Raw genomic sequence first — 21,766 nt, 5'->3', positions numbered from 1 at the left:
AGGTGTTAGCAACCGATGAAACTATCACTAGCCTCGCTGGGATTTAGTCAGTGAGGAGAAATGTGGATTGTGTTAGCACCTTTTAGACAGTGAATCTACTAAACTTTATAAACAATGAAGGGGGATTTTCAGATTTATGGACAAAAAGAAAGCAGTCAAACTCGCTACAGCCAGCGCTGTCGCAGCGAGCGCTTTCGTCGCAGCCAACCCGCATGCTTCCCAAGCAGCAACGGACGTTGCGACGGTCGTAAGCCAAGCGAAAGCGCAAATGAAGCAAGCGTACTATACGTACAGCCACACGGTAACGGAAACGGGTAAACTCCCGAACATCAGCGATGTCGTTTCCGCTTACAACAAAGCGAAGCAAGCGTATAAGAACGCTGTCGCTGTCGTCAACAAAGCCGGCGGCGCGAAAAAAGACGCGTATTTGGCTGACTTGCAAGCTACATACGAAACGTATGTATTCAAAGCCAACCCGAAATCGGGCGAAGCGCGTGCCGCTACGTACATTGACGCTCACAACTATGCCGTCAAGCTCGACAAAATGCGCCAAGACTTAGACGGTGCCATCAAAGCGAAAGACCTGAAAAAAGCGGAAGAGCTCTACCACAAAATCTCCTATGAGCTCAAAACGCGCACGGTGATCCTTGACCGCGTCTACGGTCAATCGGCGCGCGACCTGCTTCGCTCGCAATTCAAAGCCGAAGCACAAAAACTGCGCGACAGCTTAGTCTATGACATCACGGTTTCGATGAAAGCCAGTGAAGTGCAAGACGCTGTCAAAGCCGGCAACTTGGACAAAGCGAAAGCCGCGCTTGACCAAGTCAACCAATATGTATCGAAAGTAACCGATGCGTTCAAAGCTGAACTGCAAAAAGCAGCACAAGACGCCAATGCGGCGTATGAAGCGGCGTTGCCTCCAAAAGTGGAAAGTGTAACAGCCGTTAACGCCAAAACGTTGGAAATCAAATTCAACAAAGCGGTCGACGCTGCAACGGTAATCGACAACAAAGGCACAAGCGATACGTCCGATGACGTCGTGAAAGCGACTGCTATCACACTCACAGCGATTGATGGTCAAGGATCGGTTTCCACCGTGAAAGCATCGTTGAGCGATGATAAGAAAACGCTGAAGTTGGTGGCTGACGGCAGTCAATTTTTCACGAAACGTTATGTCGTCGACATTAAAAATGTCAAGACGTTGGATGGCAAAGATGTTCCATCCTACACGACGACGATTGACACAACAGATTCGGTACGTCCGAGCGTTCTGTCGTCCTCTTACGCCGACAACGGCTTGACGCTGAAAGTGAAGTTCTCTGAACCTCTTGTCAGTGTCGGAACAGTAAAACTGTACGACGGAACAACCGAAATTTCCGTTTCTCCGAAGTTCACGGCTGGCGACGATGAAATGACGATCAATCTCGCATCTTCATCTGTGCCCGTGAATAAAGACTTGACATTGAAAATCTTCGGTGCTGTCGACTACAACGGCAATGTCATCAATCCGAACCCGGCTGAATTGACGGTCAAAAAGACAACCGTAGATACCACGAAGCCGACGGTTCAAAACATCGAAGCGGTCAATACGAAAACAGTTAAAGTAACGTTCAGCGAAAAATTGCTGAGCAATCCGACCATCAAAATCGGTGGCCAAACAGCATCTGTTTCGGTTGATTCGACCGGCTTAGTCTACACGGCAACGTTGGCGAATGCTCTGTCGGAAGGTGTGTATGCAGTTGAGGTAAGTGATTATAAGGATTTGGCGGGTAATCAAGGGGATACGTACACGAAAGTTGTTCAGCTGAAGGCAGATACCACACCACCGAAATTCGTCAGCAGCCAAGTGGTGAAAATTGGCGGTGTTGAGCATCTTGTGCTGACATTTGACGAAGAAGTCACGACTGGCAGCAACATTACAGTCGTTCAATTGAACGATAAGTATATTGACGAAAACAACGTACTTAAATCTGTCAACACAACTTTGACAACAACTAGCGACAATTTCAAATTATATCTGCCGACAGACGGAAAATCGAAATCGGTTGCTTTGAATATTTCTTCCTTGCCAAAAGGCACGTATACAGTAACGTTGCCGAATGGCTTGGTAAGCGATTTGGCTGGCAACGCATATGCTGAGCGTAAGCAGATTACGTTCGTTCGCGGCTCTGACAGCCTGACGACGAAGCCGGCTCTTGATAACAGCTTTGACGACAATGGGGTTCTAGCAGAAAATAACAACGAATTAGTATTTGCATTCACGCAAAACTTGGATGCTTCGGCATTGAACTTGTCCAACTTCAATATTAATGGATTGACTGTCACGAAAGCAGTCTTCGATAGAGACACCAAGTACATTCGCGTGACGCTCGCTCCAGGAGCAAATACATGGACGGGTACACATGTCATTACTCTCAGCAACATTAAAAATACGTCTGGGCTTGTCATGGATACCGTAACTGTAAACGAATTTATGAAAGAAAACGTTGCTCCGACGTTTACAGCGACTTTAACTAGCGCAGACGTCATTCGTGTCGACTTTAGCGAGCCGGTGGCAAATAAAACGATCAATAGTCAACTTTCTTCTAGCAACTTTACCGTAAAAGTCGATGGTAAAGTTGTCAATGTCGCTGGTGTTTACGAAGACAGTGCTGATAATCATACGGTAGCGAATTCGAAAGGATACAAAACGGTTTATCTGAAACTGAACAATCCTGTAACCGACTTGTCTAAACCGATTACGCTGTCCGCAACGGGCATTGTAGATGTGGATCAAGTTGGTTCGATTACTGACGCGAATAAAGTTGGCAACGAAGTTTCCGATGCTGTTGTAAACGTGGCCAAATAAGCGGTGCATCTATAGCAATGTAGCAACCCTCCCAAGACAGTGGGGAACTCCCTGTCAAGGGAGGGTCTTTTGTGAGATGATTTTCCAAATAATTATGTTTTAGAGATGGCTGAATGCAAACGTTCTTCATCTAAAGTTGTGCTTGTCTGCTTGGGAATAGCTCTTACTTTCCTTTTCAAGGAAAAGGTTCATGGGCAGCGCGATCTGTCCTCCACCCGGGGATGAAAATCCGCGCCAGTTCGGCATTTTCACGGAGAAGTGATAAATGAATAACGATGAATGATGATTCAAAAACTATTTTCGTTTATCAATGATGAATGATGTGATCATGATGAACCGTTTTGAAACAAACCCCTACTTCACTGACATTTCTACTATTCTATTGCTTTATGGTGCAAGATGAACTAGAATTTACAAGTAGGAGGTTGTCGATTGTTGCAAAATGAGGGGAATTTACTTATGTATGGAAAATGGGGTCGATACGTGTTTCTTGGTTTGCTAGTTTTTGTTTTAGCGGGAATCAGCTATGCGCACTGGAAAGGAAAACAACAGGATGAGCAATTTCGAAAAGACTATACGGAGTATCAACAGGCGATTCAGTTGATGCAACAAAGGCAAGTAGAGCAGGCTTTGCCAATTTTGCAGTCATTGTCAAGCAAATATCCGGACCGTTATAACATCATGCGTACGCTTGGGTTAGCGTATGCGATGAAAAATGATTTTCATAAGGCTGCTTTTTATTATGAAAAAGCGATTAGAAAAAGGCCTTTCCTGCAGCAGGATCCGATTTTCACGCTACAATTTGGTGAGATCCTGTATTATAAAGGGGAATATGCAAAAGCGAAGGCATATCTCGAACAAAGTAAAAAATTGCCTGGATCAGAAATGTATCATGCTACAATCGATCAACTATTGGTTCAAATCCAACATCAAAAATCATCGTAAGGTGAGAAGCGAACATGTCTGATTGGTATAAGTATTTGACTATTGAACGTGATGAGCATGAGGATCAAATGGATATGGAGCGGGTCGATGCCATATTGTTTTGGGGGCTGGCATTGATTGTGCTGGTCATTCCATTGATCGTTAGAGTGCATATTGGCGATTTTATCAGCCCGTCGATCACTCAAACTGATGTATTGGATACGGGAAAGAAAGCGGATGTGTTTACATACTATAAATTTGTTGCGCTCCTTGTCTCTACAGCGTTTCTTGGTCTTGTTTTTCTATATAAAGTGTTAGTGCTTAACTACCAAATTCCGAAAACAAAAATTAATATAGCTCTCGCTGTGCTCGGTATTTGTGTAACTTTGTCAGCTGTTTTAGCTCCATATAAAACGCTTGCTCTGTACGGATTGCACAATCGCCATGAGGGTACATTGACGTACTTATGTTACTTGATGTTGTTCTTCATCGCTTCGAATATACGGTATACTGTAAGGAGATTTCAGCAATTCATTTACTTTTTGACCCCTTTCATCATTATAAACACGATATTAGGAACATTGAACTTTTTTGGTTATGATGTTTTACAGCTTCACTGGGTGCGGACACTGCTATATTCCAGTCTTCCAGAGGGGGCGAAAATTGCTCAAGGTTCATACTTCCTTGCTACGATTAACCATGGAAACTATGTGAGTGGGGTTTCGGCGTTTTTTGTTGCTCTTTTCTTCTGCTTGGCTGTTTTGGAGGAAAAGATATCGAAGAAAATCTTGAATGGTTTGATCGCCTCAGCAGCCTTTGCTCTGCTTCTTTCGTCACTATCTAGTAATGGTTTTGTGACGCTAGTATTGATGAGTCCACTGTTCGTCTATATGATCGTGAAAGCAGAAAAGAGAAAGGTCGCGGCTCTTTCAAGTCTGGTTTTGATGGTTGTTTTTGTTGCTGTTTATGTGCCGTTTGTGAAACAAAATCACCGTGTTTGGGACGAGACAATTGGGTTTTTCATCCCATATAATCCCTTTCAACAGGATCATCAACAAGCAGGGCTGAATACAGCATTCAAAGATATAGAGCAGGTGGTCGGGTATATTACCGAAAAGGTGGTGAGCGGTTCAACCGCTTATGCAGATGCTGAAGAATACCGACTGCCAAAGCTGCCAGGACCGGGGGTAGCGCCGGGATCTGGGCGGGCCTTTATTTGGGAAAAAGCATTAGAACTTATTTCTGACAAGCCGTTTTTAGGATATGGATTAGATACGTTTCCTTATTTCTTTAATCAAGATGATCCGGAAAAAAATTCGAATTTAGGTGAGGGATATAGTGTTATTGTCGATAAACCCCACAACATGTATATCGGTATGGCCTTTGGAGCGGGGATTGTAGCACTGTCTGCCTTGGTAATGGTCATGGTAGGAGGGCTTATACAGCTGCTGCGTTCGATCCACGAGTGCTTTAATGTACACATTGCAGCGCTTTGCGCGGGGCTCATGGCTTATGTCATTCAAGGGATGTTTAACGATTCGATTATTGGAACTGCGGTATTCTTTTGGGTAGGATTAGGTGTTTCCATCGGATTTTTACACACAACAAACAAATCAATCAAAAGGTAGGAACAAATGATGGATGAAACGATCAGCTTGCGAGAACTCATTGAAACGATATGGAAAGGAAAATGGATGATTGCGGCTACAACGATTGTAGCACTACTCTTTTCTATGTTGGCTAGCTTTGTATGGATCAAACCAACCTATTCAGCAAACGCTACGATATCCGTGAATAACGGGATCGTGCCGGGAAAACAACTCGATGAAACCGATAGTTATTTCAATGAAATCATTACGCCCTCCGCCTATATGGAGCGTGTACAATCCATTGCTGTGATCGAAGAGGGGATCAAAAAAGCGCATTTGCAAGGAAAGTATAGCGCGGAGCAAGTCAAAGGGAATCTAAACGTTGAAAATGTGCCTAATACCAACTTGATTCGTATCACTCTAAAAGCAGCCAATCCCTCTGACACCCAAAAGTTGTTGGATGGGATTTTAAGCGCTGTGAAACAGTCGATATGGCAAGATATTCAGACCGGTGTTGAAAAAGATCTCCATCATTTTACGAAATTGAAAGAAAAAGAGCGAGTCCAGCTGCAGCAAGCCATTAAACTTTATCGTCAACAAGCAGTGGCTTTGAAGTTGCCACCGTCCCTTTTGCTTGATGCAGTCGTTTCGTATAACAACCAGTACATCATCACCTTAGACTCAGAGCGTCTACGTGATATTTCAGCTCTTTCAGAAAAAGAGGTAATTGCTCTAAATGAGTTGAGTAATCAAATCAAATCGTTGGCTGACCGTTACCGTCAATATGTTAATAAAGAGCAGCAGCTGCGTGATTTTTTGCAATCATTTTCCATTGAGAATAAAATATTAGTCATTTCTGCACCGGTTGTTCCGCAAGCGCCGGACAGTCCTAAACCATTATTAAATATGGGCATTGCTTTCGTGGTGGGCATCATGGTAGGAACAGGTCTAGTTTTTTTCTGGCGTTATTGGAAGGAAACTGGCCAAGAAAGAAAGCTCGAATCCTAATGGATAAGTTTCAAATCATCGAAGTAGTCAACTGCTAAAAGAAGAGACGGTGATGTCTCCTTACCGTTATCAACGGAGGCACTCGGCCATGCCGTGGGTGGGGACGATGACAGTCCTAGCACCTTAGACGCCCGTCGTCGAGGGTGTGGCGTGAGGGCGGGTTAGATGCCCGGCTTTTAGGCTATTTTTCTGTGTCATCGTTGATTACAGGTGAAGCGTATCGTTTATAATAGAAAGATAGAGGATTTGTAATTTGTAAAGAGAGGCGATACGCGCATGAAACAAACTTGGGCGTTAAAAGTGGAGCGATTCGGGAAAATCAAACAAGGGGAAATCGATATTGCCCCATTGATGCTATTTGTCGGAGACAATAACAGTGGGAAAAGCTACATCATGTCGCTTCTTTGGGGAGTATTGTCCGAGGGGCGTAAACTGTTTCCGAAAGATCCTCCGGCGACTTCGATATATAAGGAAATTGATCAGTTTCTCGAATCGGCGATTGATCGCGGCTGTCTGATTGGCGACCAAGAAGCGCAGTTGTTTGTCACTTGGTTTAATGATGTGCTTCGAACCAAAAAGAGTGAGTTTGTCAAAACGATTTTCCGCCGTAAAATTCCGATTGGTTCGTTAAGCATTGAACGTTACGGTCGCTCTAAACCGTTGCGAGTCATTTTTGAAAAAAAAGATTCCCTGCAGGGCACTCGTTTTTCAACAGGAAAAGACTACATCCGTATCCCGTATACAGACCGAAGCAAAGGACAGGTAACAGAACGCTATCGTATGGCTCAATATATTACGTGGAATTTGCTTATGGATGGGCTTACATCGCCGCTCTACCCTCCCGCTAGGCGGAACAGTATCCAAGAAAGGGCCATTGGTGAAGCCTTGTATTTGCCGGCTTCGCGTACGGGATTCATGTTGTCTTACAAGGCGCTCGTGCAGGAAATGATGGAGCGAATGATCAGAGAAGAACGTGAGGATGCGCCTCTTGAGTTCACCTTGCCGGTTTACCGTTTTTTACAGGCGCTGTTGCGTCTAGAGGAAAGCGGACAGTCCAAGTACGCCGATATCGGACGATTTATTGAAATGCAGATCACCAATGGCACGATGAATCAAGAAAAAGGGCCAATCCCATCGTTTTACTATTGCCCACAAGGTAAATCGGAGCGCTTACCTTTATATGTTACATCGTCGCTTGTGACAGAACTGTCGCCGCTCATTTTATTTTTAAAATCGAAAACAACGTATCGTTCGCTGTTTTTTGAAGAAGCGGAAGCTCATTTGCATCCCCGCGTTCAACGCATATTAGCAACCGCGCTTGTGAAGCTGGTGAACAGAGGGATGCCAGTATGGTTGACAACGCACAGTGATATTTTGTTTCAACAAGTCAACAACTTGATCAAATTACATCAACATCCGAACAGAGAACAATTAATGGAGAAATACGGCTACCTAGAAGAAGATGCGCTAGAACCAAAAAAAGTGAAGGCGTATCAGTTTCGCCTTCAAGGCCAGGAAACCGTCATCACGCCAATCATCCCAACGGAAAACGGTTTTCCAGCTGAGACGTTTAATAAAGTCATTTTAGAGTTAAATGACGAAACGTATGCATTTCAGATCGGGGAAGAGGATGGAGAGGATGGATAACCTCAAACACCTTGAGCCAAGCTTTTATGAAAAAACCGACAAACATGGTGGAAGATTACTTGCAGCGGAGATTGGAGGGCATGGTTGACCAATTGATCGATCATGAGAAAGAGATTTTAAATCTAAAATCGAGAATGCCAAATAAAGTCCCAAAAAGGGACCGTTTTTTGCCCATGTGCGTCGGCGCATCAGTATCGCCTCTGCTGTACCGATGCGCGGGGGCACATAGGCCAACGAATCGATTAGGGGGTGACATACGTGAAAACAGTACGCAAAGCTATCATCCCGGCGGCGGGCTTAGGGACGCGCTTCCTTCCGGCGACCAAGGCGATGCCGAAGGAGATGCTGCCGATTGTCGATAAACCGACGATCCAATACATCGTCGAAGAAGCCATCGCCTCAGGAATCGAAGACATCATCATCGTCACCGGAAAAGGAAAACGCGCCATCGAAGACCATTTTGACATCGCCTTTGAACTCGAACAAAACTTGATGGAAAAAGGCAAATACGACTTGCTGGAGAAAGTGAAAGAACCGTCGAAAGTCGACATCCACTACATCCGCCAAAAAGAGCCGAAAGGGTTGGGACACGCCGTCTGGTGTGCAAGAAACTTTATCGGCGACGAACCGTTTGCCGTCTTGCTTGGCGACGACATCGTCCAAGCCGACCCGCCGTGTTTGAAGCAGCTCATCGACCAATATGAACAAACATTGAGCTCCGTCATCGGTGTCAAACAAGTGCCCGATCACGAAACACACCGCTACGGCATCATCGACCCGATCGAACAACACGGCCGCCGCTACCAAGTCCGCCAATTCGTCGAAAAACCAGCGCCCGGCACCGCTCCGTCCAATTTGGCGATCATGGGAAGATACATCCTCACACCGGAAATCTTCCTCTTCCTTGACAAACAAGAAACCGGCGCGGGCGGCGAAATCCAACTCACCGACGCCATCCAAAAGCTGAACGAAATCCAACGCGTCTTCGCCTACGAATTCGAAGGCAAACGCTACGACGTCGGCGAGAAGCTCGGATTCATCAAAACGACGATCGAGTTTGCGGTGCAAAACGAAGAACTGCGGAAAGACCTCATTCCATTTATGGAGCAAATGCTAGAAAGTGTAAAAGAGAAAGCATAGGAGAAAGAAAGAAAAGAAACAGGGGGATGGAAGTTGGCGAAGCCAGGAGGGACAGCAACAATCGAAGCTACCCACCGCCATCGAGTAGCCGTCAATGATAAAAAAGGATACTTAGTTGCCAAGCGAATCATGGACATCTGCGGGGCGCTCATCGGACTGATTTGTTTATCGTGGCTGTTTCTCATCGTCGCGATTCTCATTAAACTCGAAGATCCGAGAGGGCCCGTCTTTTTTAAACAAGTCCGTGTCGGCAAGGACGGAAGGGAATTCTATATGTACAAATTTCGCTCGATGGTGGCGGATGCGGAGGAACAACTGAGGGAACTGTTAAAGTATAACGAAGTATCAGGCGCCATGTTTAAAATGAAAAACGATCCACGCGTCACAAAAGTCGGCAAATAATCCGCAAAACAAGCATTGACGAACTGCCGCAATTATGGAATGTATTAAAAGGGGAAATGAGCCTAGTCGGCCCACGGCCGCCGCTGCCAAGGGAAGTGGCGCAATATACGGAATATGATAAGCAAAGACTGCTTGTCACCCCAGGATGTACGGGGTTGTGGCAGGTAAGTGGGAGAAATGATTTGGGGTTTCACGAGATGGTTAAGTTGGATTTGCAATATATTCGTGAACGTTCGCTTTTATACGATTTAAAAATTATACTTAAAACGATTAAAGTGATGATTAAGCCTAATAGTGCTTATTAACGCTGTTATTACTGTTATATAAGTTGTTTTAATTTGAAGAGAAAACCAACGGTGACCTAAAAGAAGTTTAATATCGTAAATACGGGAGTGTTGCAGTATAAAAAGCAAAGCTAAACTTTGGTTTGAGGATAGCAAGAGTTTTGTTGCTGTGATGGTTTCTAGTATAGTTACAATAATAAGCGGCATTTTTCTTTCTTTAGTAGTCCCAAAGTATCTTGGTGTGGTAGAGTTTGGTTATTTTAAATTATTTGGATTTTACCTTGGGTTAGTAGGGTTAGCCCACCTCGGATTTGCTGACGGGATTTTAGTGCGTTATGGGCATTATGACTATGAGAGTTTGCCAAAGGCAAGGTTTCGAACATTCTTTCTTTTTTTGTTCCTTACCCAAGTTGTCGTAACCGGGATTATAATCGGACTGCTAGCTTTTTTTGTTACCAATATAGATAAGGAAGTCATTTATATAATGGTCGCTATAAACATAATCTTTGTGAATATAGCGACCTTTTTTTCTTTTATTTCTCAAATCACTAAGAGATTCCGTGTTTTTGCGGCAAATACAATTTTACAACATTTATTAAATATGGTTATTATATTCATATTAATAATGTTAGGGGTCGAGAGTTATTTTTATTATATTTTAGCTCAAAGTATTGTTAATTTATTAATTCTTATAAGGTATATAATACAGTTTAGGGATATCGTGATAGGAAAAAGAGAAAGGTTATCCATAGTAAAAAATGAGATTGCTCATAATTATAGGATAGGATTTTTTTTGCTTATCGGTAACTTTATGGGGATCATAATTCTTGGGATAGACAGGATTTTTATCGATCATTTTCTCTCTGTTGAAGAATTTTCATATTATTCATTTGCAGTTTCGTTATTAGGGTTGGTCTTTACAATTATTAATTCTATCTCTTCTTACTTATATCCTTATATTGCGCGCGATAGAGATCAGCTTAATGCTCAAAAATATAAGTTATTTTCTTCTATATGTGTTCTTATAACTAGCTACAGCCTTTGTACTTTTTTTGTCATTAAATTTATAATATTAAACTACTTGGAGGATTACACTGATTCTATAATAATTGCCGCTGTTCTATATCCAACTGTCATTTTGAGAAGTATTATTAATATCGTAGGTGTTAACTTTTACAAGGGGTTACAGCTGATAAAAGACTATAATAAAAACAATATAGTTGCATTTGTTATAACGTTATTAGTAAATGTCATTGTTGTTTTCTCGACACCGAGTCTATTGAATTTTTCAATCGGTACTTTGCTTTCGTTTTATGTATGGTGGATTTATACAGACTTTTATTTTTACAAGAAACTCAATACTAATACTCTTAAGGATCATATATTTGTTGTTTTAGTAGCCGCTTTATTTTTCTTATGCACCAAATTAACCGTTACGTTAGGAATGTTTTCATATTTACTAGCTGTTACTCTATTTACCCTTTTGTTTTATAAAGATGTGTTAGTTATTATCAAAACTGTAAGGACAGGGGTCAGAACATAATGAAAGGCATCATCTTAGCCGGAGGCAGCGGGACTCGTCTCTATCCTTTAACCAAGGCAGTATCCAAGCAGCTATTGCCTGTTTACGACAAACCAATGATCTATTACCCATTGTCTGTTTTAATGTTGGCTGGGATTCGTGATATTTTAATTATTTCTACTCCTAGTGACACGCCACGTTTTGCAGAGTTGCTAGGTGATGGGTCGCAACTAGGAATATCGCTGTCTTACGCCGTGCAGCCTTCTCCGGATGGTCTTGCGCAGGCGTTTATTATTGGAGAAGAGTTTATCGGTGATGACAACGTTGCCTTGATTTTAGGGGATAACCTGTTCTATGGTCATGGATTGACGAAATTATTGCAAAAAGCTGTTGAGCGCAAAACAGGGGCGACGATTTTCGGCTATTATGTCAATGATCCTGAGCGCTTTGGTGTTGTAGAATTCGATGAGAACGGAAAGGTCATTTCCATTGAAGAAAAGCCAAAACATCCGAAGTCCAATTATGCAGTGACGGGACTGTATTTTTACGATCATCGTGTGGTAGAGATTGCGAAAAGTATCAAGCCTTCTGCACGCGGAGAATTAGAAATTACAGATGTGAATAAAGCGTATTTGGAACTCGGTGAATTACATGTGGAAATTTTAGGGAGAGGGTTTTCATGGTTAGACTCCGGCACGCATGAATCGTTGTTGGAGGCATCGCAATTTATCGAAACAATTGAGAAACGTCAAAGTTTAAAAGTGGCTTGCTTGGAGGAAATCGCCTACCTAAAAGGGTACATTGACCGAGAACAATTATTAAAGTTGGCGGAACCATTAAAGAAAAATCAGTATGGTCAGTATTTGATCGATATTGCGAACCAAAAGAAACGGCCGATCTATTTATAATTGAGGTGTTTGTTGTGAAAGTGACGGAAACATTGTTGCCGGGTGTGTTGCTTATTGAGCCGAGCGTATTTGGCGACCATCGCGGTTTTTTTATGGAGAGCTACAATAAACAGCTTTTTGCGGAATACGGGGTGGATTTCGACTTTATTCAAGACAATCACTCGTTATCGCAACAAGCAGGAACGATTCGTGGGCTTCATTATCAGTTGAATCCAAAGGCACAAACGAAGCTGGTTCGTGTGACTCGAGGAGCTATTTACGATGTCGTTGTCGATATTCGTAAAGGTTCACCGACATTCGGCAAATGGCAAGGGTTTATTTTAAGTGCGGAAAATAAGCGTCAATTACTTGTGCCAAAAGGATTTGCCCATGGTTTTTGTACGTTAGTGGAAAATACGGAAGTACAATATAAAGTGGATGAATACTATTCTCCAGAACACGATCGGGGTATTCTTTGGAATGATCCGACGTTAGGAATTGATTGGCCGACATCAAATCCAGTTCTTTCTGACAAAGATACGAAACATCCATTATTGTCCAATGCCGAAATCAACTTTGAGTGGGAGAGACCGTCATGAATCTTTTAGTGACAGGTGGAGCAGGGTTTATTGGCAGCAACTTTGTTCGTTATATACTTGAGAAATATCCAACTTATAAAGTCGTCAATTATGATTTATTAACGTATGCTGGTAATCTTGAAAACTTAAAAGATGTTGAACATCACCCGAATTATCTCTTTGTGAAAGGTGATATTAATAACCGTGAGCTAGTTGATTATTTAGTTAAAACTCATGAGATTGATGTGATTGTAAACTTTGCGGCGGAGTCTCATGTCGACCGAAGTATTACCGATCCTGATAGTTTTGTAAGAACAAATGTATTGGGTACGCAAGCGTTATTAGATGTAGCGAAAGCCAACAATATCAAGAAATATGTGCAAATTTCAACAGATGAAGTGTATGGAACACTTGGCGAAACGGGATATTTTACAGAAGAGACGCCATTGGCGCCAAATAGTCCTTATTCGGCAAGTAAGGCTGGCGGAGACCTGCTTGTAAGAGCGTACCATGAAACGTATGGCCTCAATGTGAACATTACGAGATGTTCCAACAACTATGGACCATATCACTTCCCTGAAAAACTCATTCCATTAATGATTACGAATGCGTTGGAAGGGAAAGATCTTCCGATTTACGGCGACGGCCAAAATGTTCGTGATTGGCTACATGTTAAAGACCATTGCGCGGCGATTGATTTAGTCATTCATAAAGGTAGACCCGGAGAAGTATACAATATCGGTGGACATAATGAACGGACAAATAATGAAATCGTGCACCTAATCGTTGAAAAGCTCGGAGTTTCGAAAGATTTAATTAAATATGTTGCGGATCGTCCAGGCCATGATCGCCGTTATGCGATTGATCCAACGAAAATTATGACCGAGCTTGGTTGGAAGCCCAAATATACCTTTGAAAAGGGCATCGTTGAAACGATTCAATGGTATATCGACAATCAAGAGTGGTGGAAAAACATTAAATATGGAGAATATATGAAATATTATCAAAAACAGTATGGTGACAAGCTATGAAAGTGATTGTAACAGGCGCAAAAGGTCAGCTTGGGATGGATGTAGTCCATTTACTCGAACATAAAGGATATAAAGTGTATGGGTATGGGCGGGAAGAGTTAGATATTACAAACTTTGATCAGGTAAAACAGGTGATTAGCGAAGTTAAACCTGATGTTGTGATTCACGCTGCGGCCTATACAAAAGTTGATTTAGCAGAATCGGAGAGAGATCAGGCATTTTTAGTGAATGCATACGGAACAAGGAATGTGGCAGTAGCTTCTGAAACAGTGGGGGCAAAGCTTGTTTATATTAGTACCGATTATGTCTTTGATGGAACGGCGAAGAAGCCATATAATGAGTTTGCGCCAACGAGTCCGCTTAACGTGTATGGAAAAAGTAAATTAGCTGGTGAGCAGTTTGTTCGCGACTTGCATTCGAAGTTTTTTATCGTCAGAACTTCCTGGGTGTATGGAAAGCATGGAAACAATTTTGTTAGAACGATGCTAAAGTTGGCTCAAGAGCGGGATGAGCTAATGGTTGTCCATGATCAAGTCGGTTGCCCGACATATACAGTAGACTTAGCCCAATGCATTTTTGACCTGATCCAGACGGAGAAATACGGCATTTATCACGTTTCAAATTCAGGACATTGTTCTTGGTATGAATTTGCGAAGGCTATTTTTGAAGAAGCGGGGATTGAAATGAAGGTAAATCCTTGTACAACACAAGACTTCCAAAGACCAGCGCCAAGGCCAATGTACTCGGTGTTTGAGCATATGGCGCTCAGGCTGAATGGATTTCATCGAATGAGAAATTGGCGAGAAGCCTTGAAAGAATTTATTCATACGAATTAAACTATAAGGTAGTGATGGACACTTGAAACAAGTAACGGATAAAGACGTAGCGATTATCATTTTAAACTGGAATGCCTACAACGATACATTTGAATGTTTAAAATCGCTAGAACACTTAACATATCCTCACTTCCATGTGTTTTTAGTAGATAATGCATCACAAGATGGTTCATTTGACAAACTGCAACAAGATTACAAGGATGGCAAGTTTCACATCCCCATTACATTTATTCAAACCGGGGCGAATCTAGGGTTTGCCGGTGGGAATAATGTCGCGATTAAACAGGCGTATCATCAAGGATATCAATACTTCTGGTTATTAAATAACGATACGGTTGTCGACCCGAATGCTTTGACCCCATTGGTAGAGACATTAGAAAACGATAAGCAGGTTGGAATTGTTGGTTCGAAGATTTACTACTATGGAACGAATAAAATTTGGTTTGCAGGTGGAAAAGTCAATACTTGGACAGGGAAGACAAAGCATATAGGAATAAAAGAAGAAGATGTGGGACAGTATGACCAATTGAGGGAAGTCGATTATATAACGGGATGCAGCCTAGGTTTTAGGCGAGAGATATTGGAAACGGTAGGGTATATGTGTGAGGATTATTTTTTGTATTATGAAGAAACGGATTGGAATGTTAGAGCTAAGCTATATGGATGGAAAATTAAGTATGTTCCGCGATCTCTCGTACATCATAAAGTATCGGCATCTTCAGGTGGAGAAAAAAATCTATCTCCAATTGTAGCTTTTTATGATATTCGGAATGGGTATTGGTTTGTGAAGCGAACTCAGGAAAACAAATTAAGAATCTTTACAGCCTTTTGTTACGCATACTATAAGGCACTAAAGAAGGTATTAAAAGTATTTATTATGAATCAGAATAGAAAAAGAAGAAGATTAGTTTGTATTTATCAAGCAGTAATGTCTATTTGGGTATAGTCCTTATTTATATATACGTTGCAATTTTGTTTTACATGCCATTGTTTACTCTTCTTGTCCCCTTGCCAGCTTGTCAAGGGATAAAGACTGAAGATCGAAAAGTCTTTATTACAAACTATATATATGCAACATAAAGAGTTAACTTCTCAGTCATCCTGTAACCCTAAGCGTTGTAGCACTCCCTTGGGACGTTCGTACATGTAGTTGACAAACTGTGTAATAGCTTGAATGATATCGTTATGATCCACGATCCTTGTGAAATACATTGGTAATTGGAACGATCCGGATAGCACTCTTTGGCCATTCTCAAGAAATCTAAGAACGTCTCGGTATTGGTAACGGTCGTTTGATGAAGCACCGTTTTGCCCTTGTGAATGTTGACGGTGCCAAACAGCGATACGTGGGCATGATGGCCGCACTTTGGCACTTGCTTTGGATGGCCAACCTCTGACCATGTGGTACGCAGCACATGATATGACCGGATAGGCGTTTCATCTATGTACAACGGGACGGAATCCGGACCGATTACGTTTTTTATCAAATACATTTGTCTCTCGAAGTTTTTTTGCTGGTCCGGGTCTCCTTTTGCCAACGTGTAGGTCGGCCGGGCCCAAGAAGGCCCTGTTCGATGCAAGAGTTTTCGCAAGGCTTCGCGGGAAATGGAGATGCCATAACGATGGTGCACATAGGATTGAAGGATCTTCGTATTCCACGCCGAAGCGATGTCCCAGTCCCAGCCCAGCTCCGCAGGTGTCGTGGTTAACACGAGGTGTTTGATCTCTTCCTGCTGTTTTTCAGTGAGAAACGGCTCCCGCAAAGGGGCAACATCCCGATGAAGCAGGAGTTCAAGGCCGCCTTCGTTAAACAGCGGCACATAATGGGAAACGGTTTGGCGGCACACATGGACCATGGAAGCAGCCTCTTTGCCCAACGATCCTTCCATAACTAGGCGGACGGCCATCACGCGTTGGCGGAGCTGAGCGTTTTTGATTTTCTGTTTCTGCTTGCGGAGTTTCCGGGGCGTTCATCCGTGATGGTCGGTGATTTTGAGACGTTTCATGCCGAATTCCGCTCCTTTCCCATGCTTTTCCTTAGGAGCAGTATCACTGGAGTGGACACCATTTATACGAAGGTTAATCTTTTAGTGAGCATGTATATAGTTTGCAAAATTCGTTTCGGAGTTAGGATAGAAAAGTATAAATTCTTAAAGAGGGAGTTTTATGAAGGCTTTTCATGTTTATAAGCGAAGGATGAATAGTTTTTGTCTTCAGGATAGGAACGAGGAAAGTTCTGTTCTAAGTTTATCTTCAAGAAAAGGTGAACATTACCTGTTTTATTCATTTTTATTTATTATATTAGGTTTATTGCTAATCTTTAAACTTAGGATGAAAGAACTTTTTGATGAAAAATATTTCTATGATTCCAATAAGATTTTATATTTAATGAAATCGGGTATTAATTTGAATGATAAAGCCTTTGATTTTAGTGCTAAATTTTATAATTTTTTAAACATTTTCGGCGTTTATGATTGGGGTCTATGGGCTTTAATTTTAAATTTTATCACTATACCCATAATTTTGCTGTCGATTTCCTTTATAAAACCAAAAAGAATTAATGTATTGTTAATAGTTTGGCTATTAACATCTTTAACGTTATTGCAAATTTATGTAACACATATTAGTAAGGAGTGGATTACATTTTTATTTTCTCTTATAATTTCAATAATATTGAAAAAAAATCAAGGTAAAATACTATTTATATCTTTAGCTATCCTTGCATTTCTTTATTCCTATTTTTTTCGAACTTATTTTGCGTTAATTTTTTTATATTTCTGTGTTTTTTATGTTTTTTTGAACTATAGAAAATCAAGATTTTGGTTAATTTTTATTCTTATGTTGATCCTAGCTCTAATTCCCAATAGATATCTTTTTGATGTATTCTATATTAGGCAGGATATAAACTATTTTCGTGTTAACTCTACAGATGCACAAACTATGATATTAGATGTGTTTGTTTCGAATAATAATTTTATAATGTTGATTAATTATTTATTATGTATTCTAAGAATACTATTCCCTTTAGAGATAATATTTATATCCTTTAACATAAAGTACATGATTTTTATTATGTATATATTGTTGAACTCATATATTATATTCTTTAATCTAAAAAACTATAAAAAGTTGTCAAGAAATCAACAAAACAATTTAATCTTCTTATTAAGCATACTTTTTGTGCATGGTATTTTTGAGCCGGACTTTGGATCATATATAAGACATCTTATTTCATATTTCTTTATTCTTTACTTTAATATTTTAACGTATATTGATTTCAAGTCACTGAAATCAAATAAAGTTTAATAAGGTGGATAAAGATGAATATTTGTTTAGTTTGTATTAATTCATCAAGAAGTGCCATTGGAGATTCTTTTAAAAGTCTATGTAATAATTTATCAGAAAAAGAAAATGTGTATGTGATCAAAAGTTTTTGTTATAACGATTCAGAATTCAATTATGAAAAGCATCGGATATTAAGTGTTAATTTCGATAAAAGAGATAAGAATATGTTTAGAAAAATCGATTCATTGTTAAAGATTAAAAAGTTTGTTAAACAAAATGATATTAAACATCTATTTTTTTATTCGGATAATCCTTTTAATGCTTTGGTCAAGATGCTAAATAATAAAATTGACTATAGTTTTTGGTGGCACGATCCCAAACCTCATACGGGTGTTAAATTAATAAATAAAATCTTGTCTAAAGTCAATGAAAGTGTGTTATTAACAGGCAAAAAGTTGAATAATATATTTGTAGCTAGTAACTATCTAAAAGAATTGGCTGAAGAAAACCACTTGATTGATTCGGAAAAAATAAAAGTAATTTATTTGCCTTATATGGAAGAAATAACATTGTCAGTTCAAGAAGAAGTGCCTTATGATGAGAGATATTATGATTTCATATTTTTTGGGCGAATTGAAAAATATAAAGGATTAGATATACTGGAGCAAGCCTTCTATAAGTTACATGTAGATGGAATTAATTATAAAGCATTAATAGTTGGTCCTGGAAATCTTAATGATTGTACTAATGGTCTTCTCATGAAATTAAATGGTAAAGTTGAAATTATTAATAGGTATGTATCGAATAATGAGTTAGCTAAATATATCCTCAATAGCAGGGTTGCTGTATTTCCGTACAGGGACTCTACAGGTACACAAACAGTGCAGACTGCTATATATCTTGGATGTACTGTAGTAGCGACTAATACAGGTAGTTTTAAGGAGTACCTTTCAGTGAGAGATTCTATGTTAGGATATGTGATAAAGCCTAATGATAGTAATGAATTATATAAAGTTTTACTTAAATGTTTAGACGATCATATGACTCACAAGAATAACAAAAGTACCATCGATATGTTTTTTAATCCTAAAACCATGGCATGTAATTTATACAGAGTTATCCATAACAAAAATAGAGGGTGAAAAATTGAAGAGGGTAAGACTATTATATATATGTGAAGCTATGGGTGGAGGAGTACGTAGACATCTTCTAGATATTATTGAAAATATTGATTTGGGTTTGTATGATATACATCTAATTTATGGGAGGAATAGAGCTGATCAAGTATTCTTGAGTAGTTTGCCGAACTTGAAGCAAAAGGGTATTTATCTATATGAGATTAAGGAATTAGATAGGGAAATATCTCTTAAAAAAGACACTAAAGCACTAATAGAAATGATAAAGATAATTAATTCGATTAATCCCGACATTGTTCATTGTCATAGTTCCAAAGCTGGAGCTTTGGGTAGAGCTGCAGCCTATTTGTGCGGGATTAAAAATATAGTTTATACTCCACATGCGTATATGGCACAGTCACTGAATCTTTCGCAGAAAAAGATGAAGTTCTATGTGGGATTAGAAAAATTGTTTAGTAAAATCACAAAATTAACTATAAATGTTTCTGAAGGGGAAAGACAGTTTGCACTGCAAAATGGAATAGTTACAATTAACAATAGCACAGTTATTTATAATGGTATACCTAGAAAGGAAAAACCCCAAAAAATACGGGGAAATAACAGAATAATTATTGGAACAGTTGCAAGACTTTCTGAACAAAAAGATCCTATTACTTTCTATAACATAGCTAAAAATATAATATGTAAATATGAATCTGTAGATTTCAGGTACGTGGGAGACGGACCATTTTATGAAATATTAAAAAATAAAATTGAGAGTGATAATCTTCAGAGGAGGATTCAACTGGTCGGCTTTAAAAATAATATCTCTGATCAATTACAAGAATTTGATATTTTTATTACAACTTCTCTATATGAGGGGATGCCATATGCGCTTATTGAAGCGCTTGCCGAAGGACTCCCGATTGTTGGTACTAATGTAACTGGCAATAACGAAATAATTTTCGATGGTATAAACGGTTACCTATTTAATATTAAGGACGTCAATGGAGCAGTTCAAGTTTTAGAACATCTAATTAACAATCCGGAAAAAATCAAAAGTTTAGGTGAGCAAAGCTATAAAATTTATATAGAAAAATTCACCATAGAAAAAATGATAAAAAAGCTAGAACTAACATATCAAGAGTTTGAAAGAAGGTGATGCTGATGGAGATAATTTTACTCTCCGGAGGCTCTGGTAAACGCCTTTGGCCTTTATCGAACGATGCGCGCTCTAAGCAATTTTTGAAAGTGTTGGAAAATCAAAATGGTCAGTTACAATCCATGGTCCAACGTGTATGGAGACAGTTAGGAAATGTCGGCTTGGCGGATTCTGCCGTCATTGCGACAAGCAAATCCCAAGTCGATATGATCCAAAGTCAATTGGGGCAAAGTGTTCCAATTATCATTGAACCGATGCGGCGTGATACGTTTCCGGCGATTGCGCTTGCATCGGCTTATTTATATAGCGTAGAAGGAATTGACGTAAACGAAGTCGTTGCGGTTTTGCCTGTTGATCCTTATGTGGAGGATCGCTTTTTTGATCGAGTGAAGGATTTAGAGGAAACGGTGTTGGTCAGCGGTGCCGATTTGGCGTTAATCGGCGTGGAGCCAACGTATCCATCAGCGAAGTACGGTTACATTGTTCCAACTTCTCAATCGAGCGATGGCGATTATTTACGAGTCAGCCATTTTACGGAGAAACCAACTGAAGACAAAGCAGCAGAGCTCATAAAACAAGGGGCACTTTGGAACTGCGGTGTGTTTGCGTTTAAACTTGATTATCTTATTTCCCTGCTGCAAGAAAAGGGATTTCCGGTTCAGTATGATGAGTTAGTCAAGCAGTATGATCGATTGCCGAAAATTAGCTTTGACTATGAGGTGGTGGAAAAGACAGAACATATTGTCGTGTTGCCGTATGACGGGTATTGGAAAGACCTCGGTACGTGGAACACGTTAACGGAGGAAATGGCGACCAACCAAATCGGTAAGGGGGTTGTTGTGGAGTCGGAGAACACCCACTTGGTTAATGAGCTTGACATTCCTGTTGCTGTGCTGGGAGTGTCCAACGCCATTGTAGCGGTAAGCCCGGACGGAGTTTTAGTGGCAGATAAGGGGAAAAGCCCAAAAATCAAGGAGCTTGTCAACGATTTCAATCAACGCCCGATGTATGAAGAACGGCGCTGGGGTTGGTATCGGGTGTTGGATTATACGAGATTTGAAGACGGCCGAGAAGTTTTAACAAAACGAATCGGGATCGCGGCAGGGAAAAACTTAAGCTATCAAATGCATTGCTATCGCAGTGAAGTATGGACGATTATTCGCGGCGAAGGGGAATTTGTGCTTAACGGCGAAATTCGCCCCGTAAAGCCGGGGGATGTGCTTGAAATTCCTGTTGGGGCGAAACATGGTATTAAGGCGATGACGGACTTAGAGTTGATTGAAGTCCAGACAGGAACACCATTAATTGAGGAAGATATTATTCGGGTTTATATGTCATGGGATGAGGTAGAGCAGTTTTGTCGTTATGCAAGGTAGTTTTTTTAAAAAATTGTCGAAAATTGCTATATCTTAATTCCAAATTTATGATAAAATAGAGAAGGAATTGACTGTACTACTGTGAAATTCAACTTTCTGTTTTAATTTGGGAGTTCTGCACGGGGGAGTAGT

16 protein-coding genes and 1 pseudogene are annotated in these 21,766 nt (G+C 40.4%); 16 read left to right on the top strand and 1 reads right to left on the bottom strand.

The genetic code is table 11. The features are described 5' to 3' along the window. Positions 1-136 precede the first annotated feature (136 nt). The 13 genes and pseudogenes from NST29_RS16550 (at position 137) to NST29_RS16490 (ending at position 15,642) form a co-directional block, all read left to right on the top strand. Positions 137-2,848, top strand: a complete 2,712-nt coding sequence (locus tag NST29_RS16550) for an S-layer protein (RefSeq protein ID WP_339232443.1) — start codon at positions 137-139, stop codon at positions 2,846-2,848. Between the two features lie 432 nt (positions 2,849-3,280). Beyond that, a complete protein-coding gene (locus NST29_RS16545) occupies positions 3,281-3,793 on the top strand; it encodes a tetratricopeptide repeat protein (protein WP_235207581.1) in 513 nt (170 codons plus the stop codon). A 14-nt stretch (positions 3,794-3,807) separates the two neighbouring features. Further along, complete coding sequence (locus NST29_RS16540; protein ID WP_033018406.1) at positions 3,808-5,400, top strand: O-antigen ligase family protein; 1,593 nt, start codon at positions 3,808-3,810, stop codon at positions 5,398-5,400. A gap of 9 nt (positions 5,401-5,409) precedes the next feature. Next, positions 5,410-6,369 (top strand): Wzz/FepE/Etk N-terminal domain-containing protein, encoded by a 960-nt coding sequence (locus NST29_RS16535; protein ID WP_165570905.1) that lies wholly within the window; start codon positions 5,410-5,412, stop codon positions 6,367-6,369. 276 nt (positions 6,370-6,645) lie between these two features. Then, complete coding sequence (locus NST29_RS16530) at positions 6,646-8,016, top strand: AAA family ATPase (protein WP_033018408.1); 1,371 nt, start codon at positions 6,646-6,648, stop codon at positions 8,014-8,016. Positions 8,017-8,274: 258 nt separating this feature from the next. Next, the gene (gene galU, locus NST29_RS16525) at positions 8,275-9,156 is read left to right on the top strand and encodes a UTP--glucose-1-phosphate uridylyltransferase GalU (protein WP_339232442.1); all 882 of its coding nucleotides are present in this window, start codon (positions 8,275-8,277) and stop codon (positions 9,154-9,156) included. Between the two features lie 33 nt (positions 9,157-9,189). Beyond that, positions 9,190-9,863 (top strand): annotated as a pseudogene (locus tag NST29_RS16520) (sugar transferase). A gap of 151 nt (positions 9,864-10,014) precedes the next feature. Then, entirely contained in the window at positions 10,015-11,385 is a 1,371-nt protein-coding gene (locus NST29_RS16515) for an oligosaccharide flippase family protein (protein WP_231559878.1), read from the top strand. Continuing rightward, positions 11,385-12,272: a glucose-1-phosphate thymidylyltransferase RfbA gene (rfbA, locus tag NST29_RS16510; RefSeq protein ID WP_033843000.1), complete on the top strand. Its 888-nt coding sequence runs from the start codon at positions 11,385-11,387 to the stop codon at positions 12,270-12,272. Before NST29_RS16515 ends, rfbA begins: the two co-directional genes overlap by 1 nt. A 14-nt stretch (positions 12,273-12,286) precedes the next feature. After that, positions 12,287-12,850, top strand: a complete 564-nt coding sequence (gene rfbC, locus NST29_RS16505; protein WP_033843001.1) for a dTDP-4-dehydrorhamnose 3,5-epimerase — start codon at positions 12,287-12,289, stop codon at positions 12,848-12,850. After that, positions 12,847-13,860: a dTDP-glucose 4,6-dehydratase gene (gene rfbB / locus NST29_RS16500; protein ID WP_033843002.1), complete on the top strand. Its 1,014-nt coding sequence runs from the start codon at positions 12,847-12,849 to the stop codon at positions 13,858-13,860. Before rfbC ends, rfbB begins: the two co-directional genes overlap by 4 nt. Then, positions 13,857-14,696: a dTDP-4-dehydrorhamnose reductase gene (gene rfbD / locus NST29_RS16495; protein WP_033843003.1), complete on the top strand. Its 840-nt coding sequence runs from the start codon at positions 13,857-13,859 to the stop codon at positions 14,694-14,696. The genes rfbB and rfbD overlap by 4 nt, the downstream gene beginning before the upstream one ends. A 22-nt stretch (positions 14,697-14,718) precedes the next feature. Beyond that, the gene (locus tag NST29_RS16490; protein WP_051962601.1) at positions 14,719-15,642 is read left to right on the top strand and encodes a glycosyltransferase family 2 protein; all 924 of its coding nucleotides are present in this window, start codon (positions 14,719-14,721) and stop codon (positions 15,640-15,642) included. Between the two features lie 163 nt (positions 15,643-15,805). Here NST29_RS16490 and NST29_RS16485 read toward each other — a convergent pair whose 3' ends face one another. Further along, entirely contained in the window at positions 15,806-16,585 is a 780-nt protein-coding gene (locus NST29_RS16485) for an IS630 family transposase (protein WP_201028600.1), read from the bottom strand. A 1,431-nt stretch (positions 16,586-18,016) separates the two neighbouring features. Here NST29_RS16485 and NST29_RS16480 point away from each other — a divergent pair. Genes NST29_RS16480 through NST29_RS16470 form a run of 3 tightly spaced genes read left to right on the top strand, consistent with a single transcriptional unit; the run spans position 18,017 to position 21,634 of the window. After that, complete coding sequence (locus NST29_RS16480; protein ID WP_081897158.1) at positions 18,017-19,123, top strand: glycosyltransferase family 4 protein; 1,107 nt, start codon at positions 18,017-18,019, stop codon at positions 19,121-19,123. A gap of 4 nt (positions 19,124-19,127) precedes the next feature. After that, positions 19,128-20,258: a glycosyltransferase family 4 protein gene (locus NST29_RS16475; protein ID WP_033843006.1), complete on the top strand. Its 1,131-nt coding sequence runs from the start codon at positions 19,128-19,130 to the stop codon at positions 20,256-20,258. Between the two features lie 5 nt (positions 20,259-20,263). Further along, a complete protein-coding gene (locus tag NST29_RS16470) occupies positions 20,264-21,634 on the top strand; it encodes a sugar phosphate nucleotidyltransferase (protein WP_061912225.1) in 1,371 nt (456 codons plus the stop codon). Positions 21,635-21,766 lie beyond the last annotated feature (132 nt).

It is taken from the genome of Geobacillus sp. FSL W8-0026 (genome assembly GCF_037966255.1).
GTDB classification, from domain to species: domain Bacteria; phylum Bacillota; class Bacilli; order Bacillales; family Anoxybacillaceae; genus Geobacillus; species Geobacillus icigianus.
This window is presented reverse-complemented; position numbering and strand designations above follow the sequence as displayed.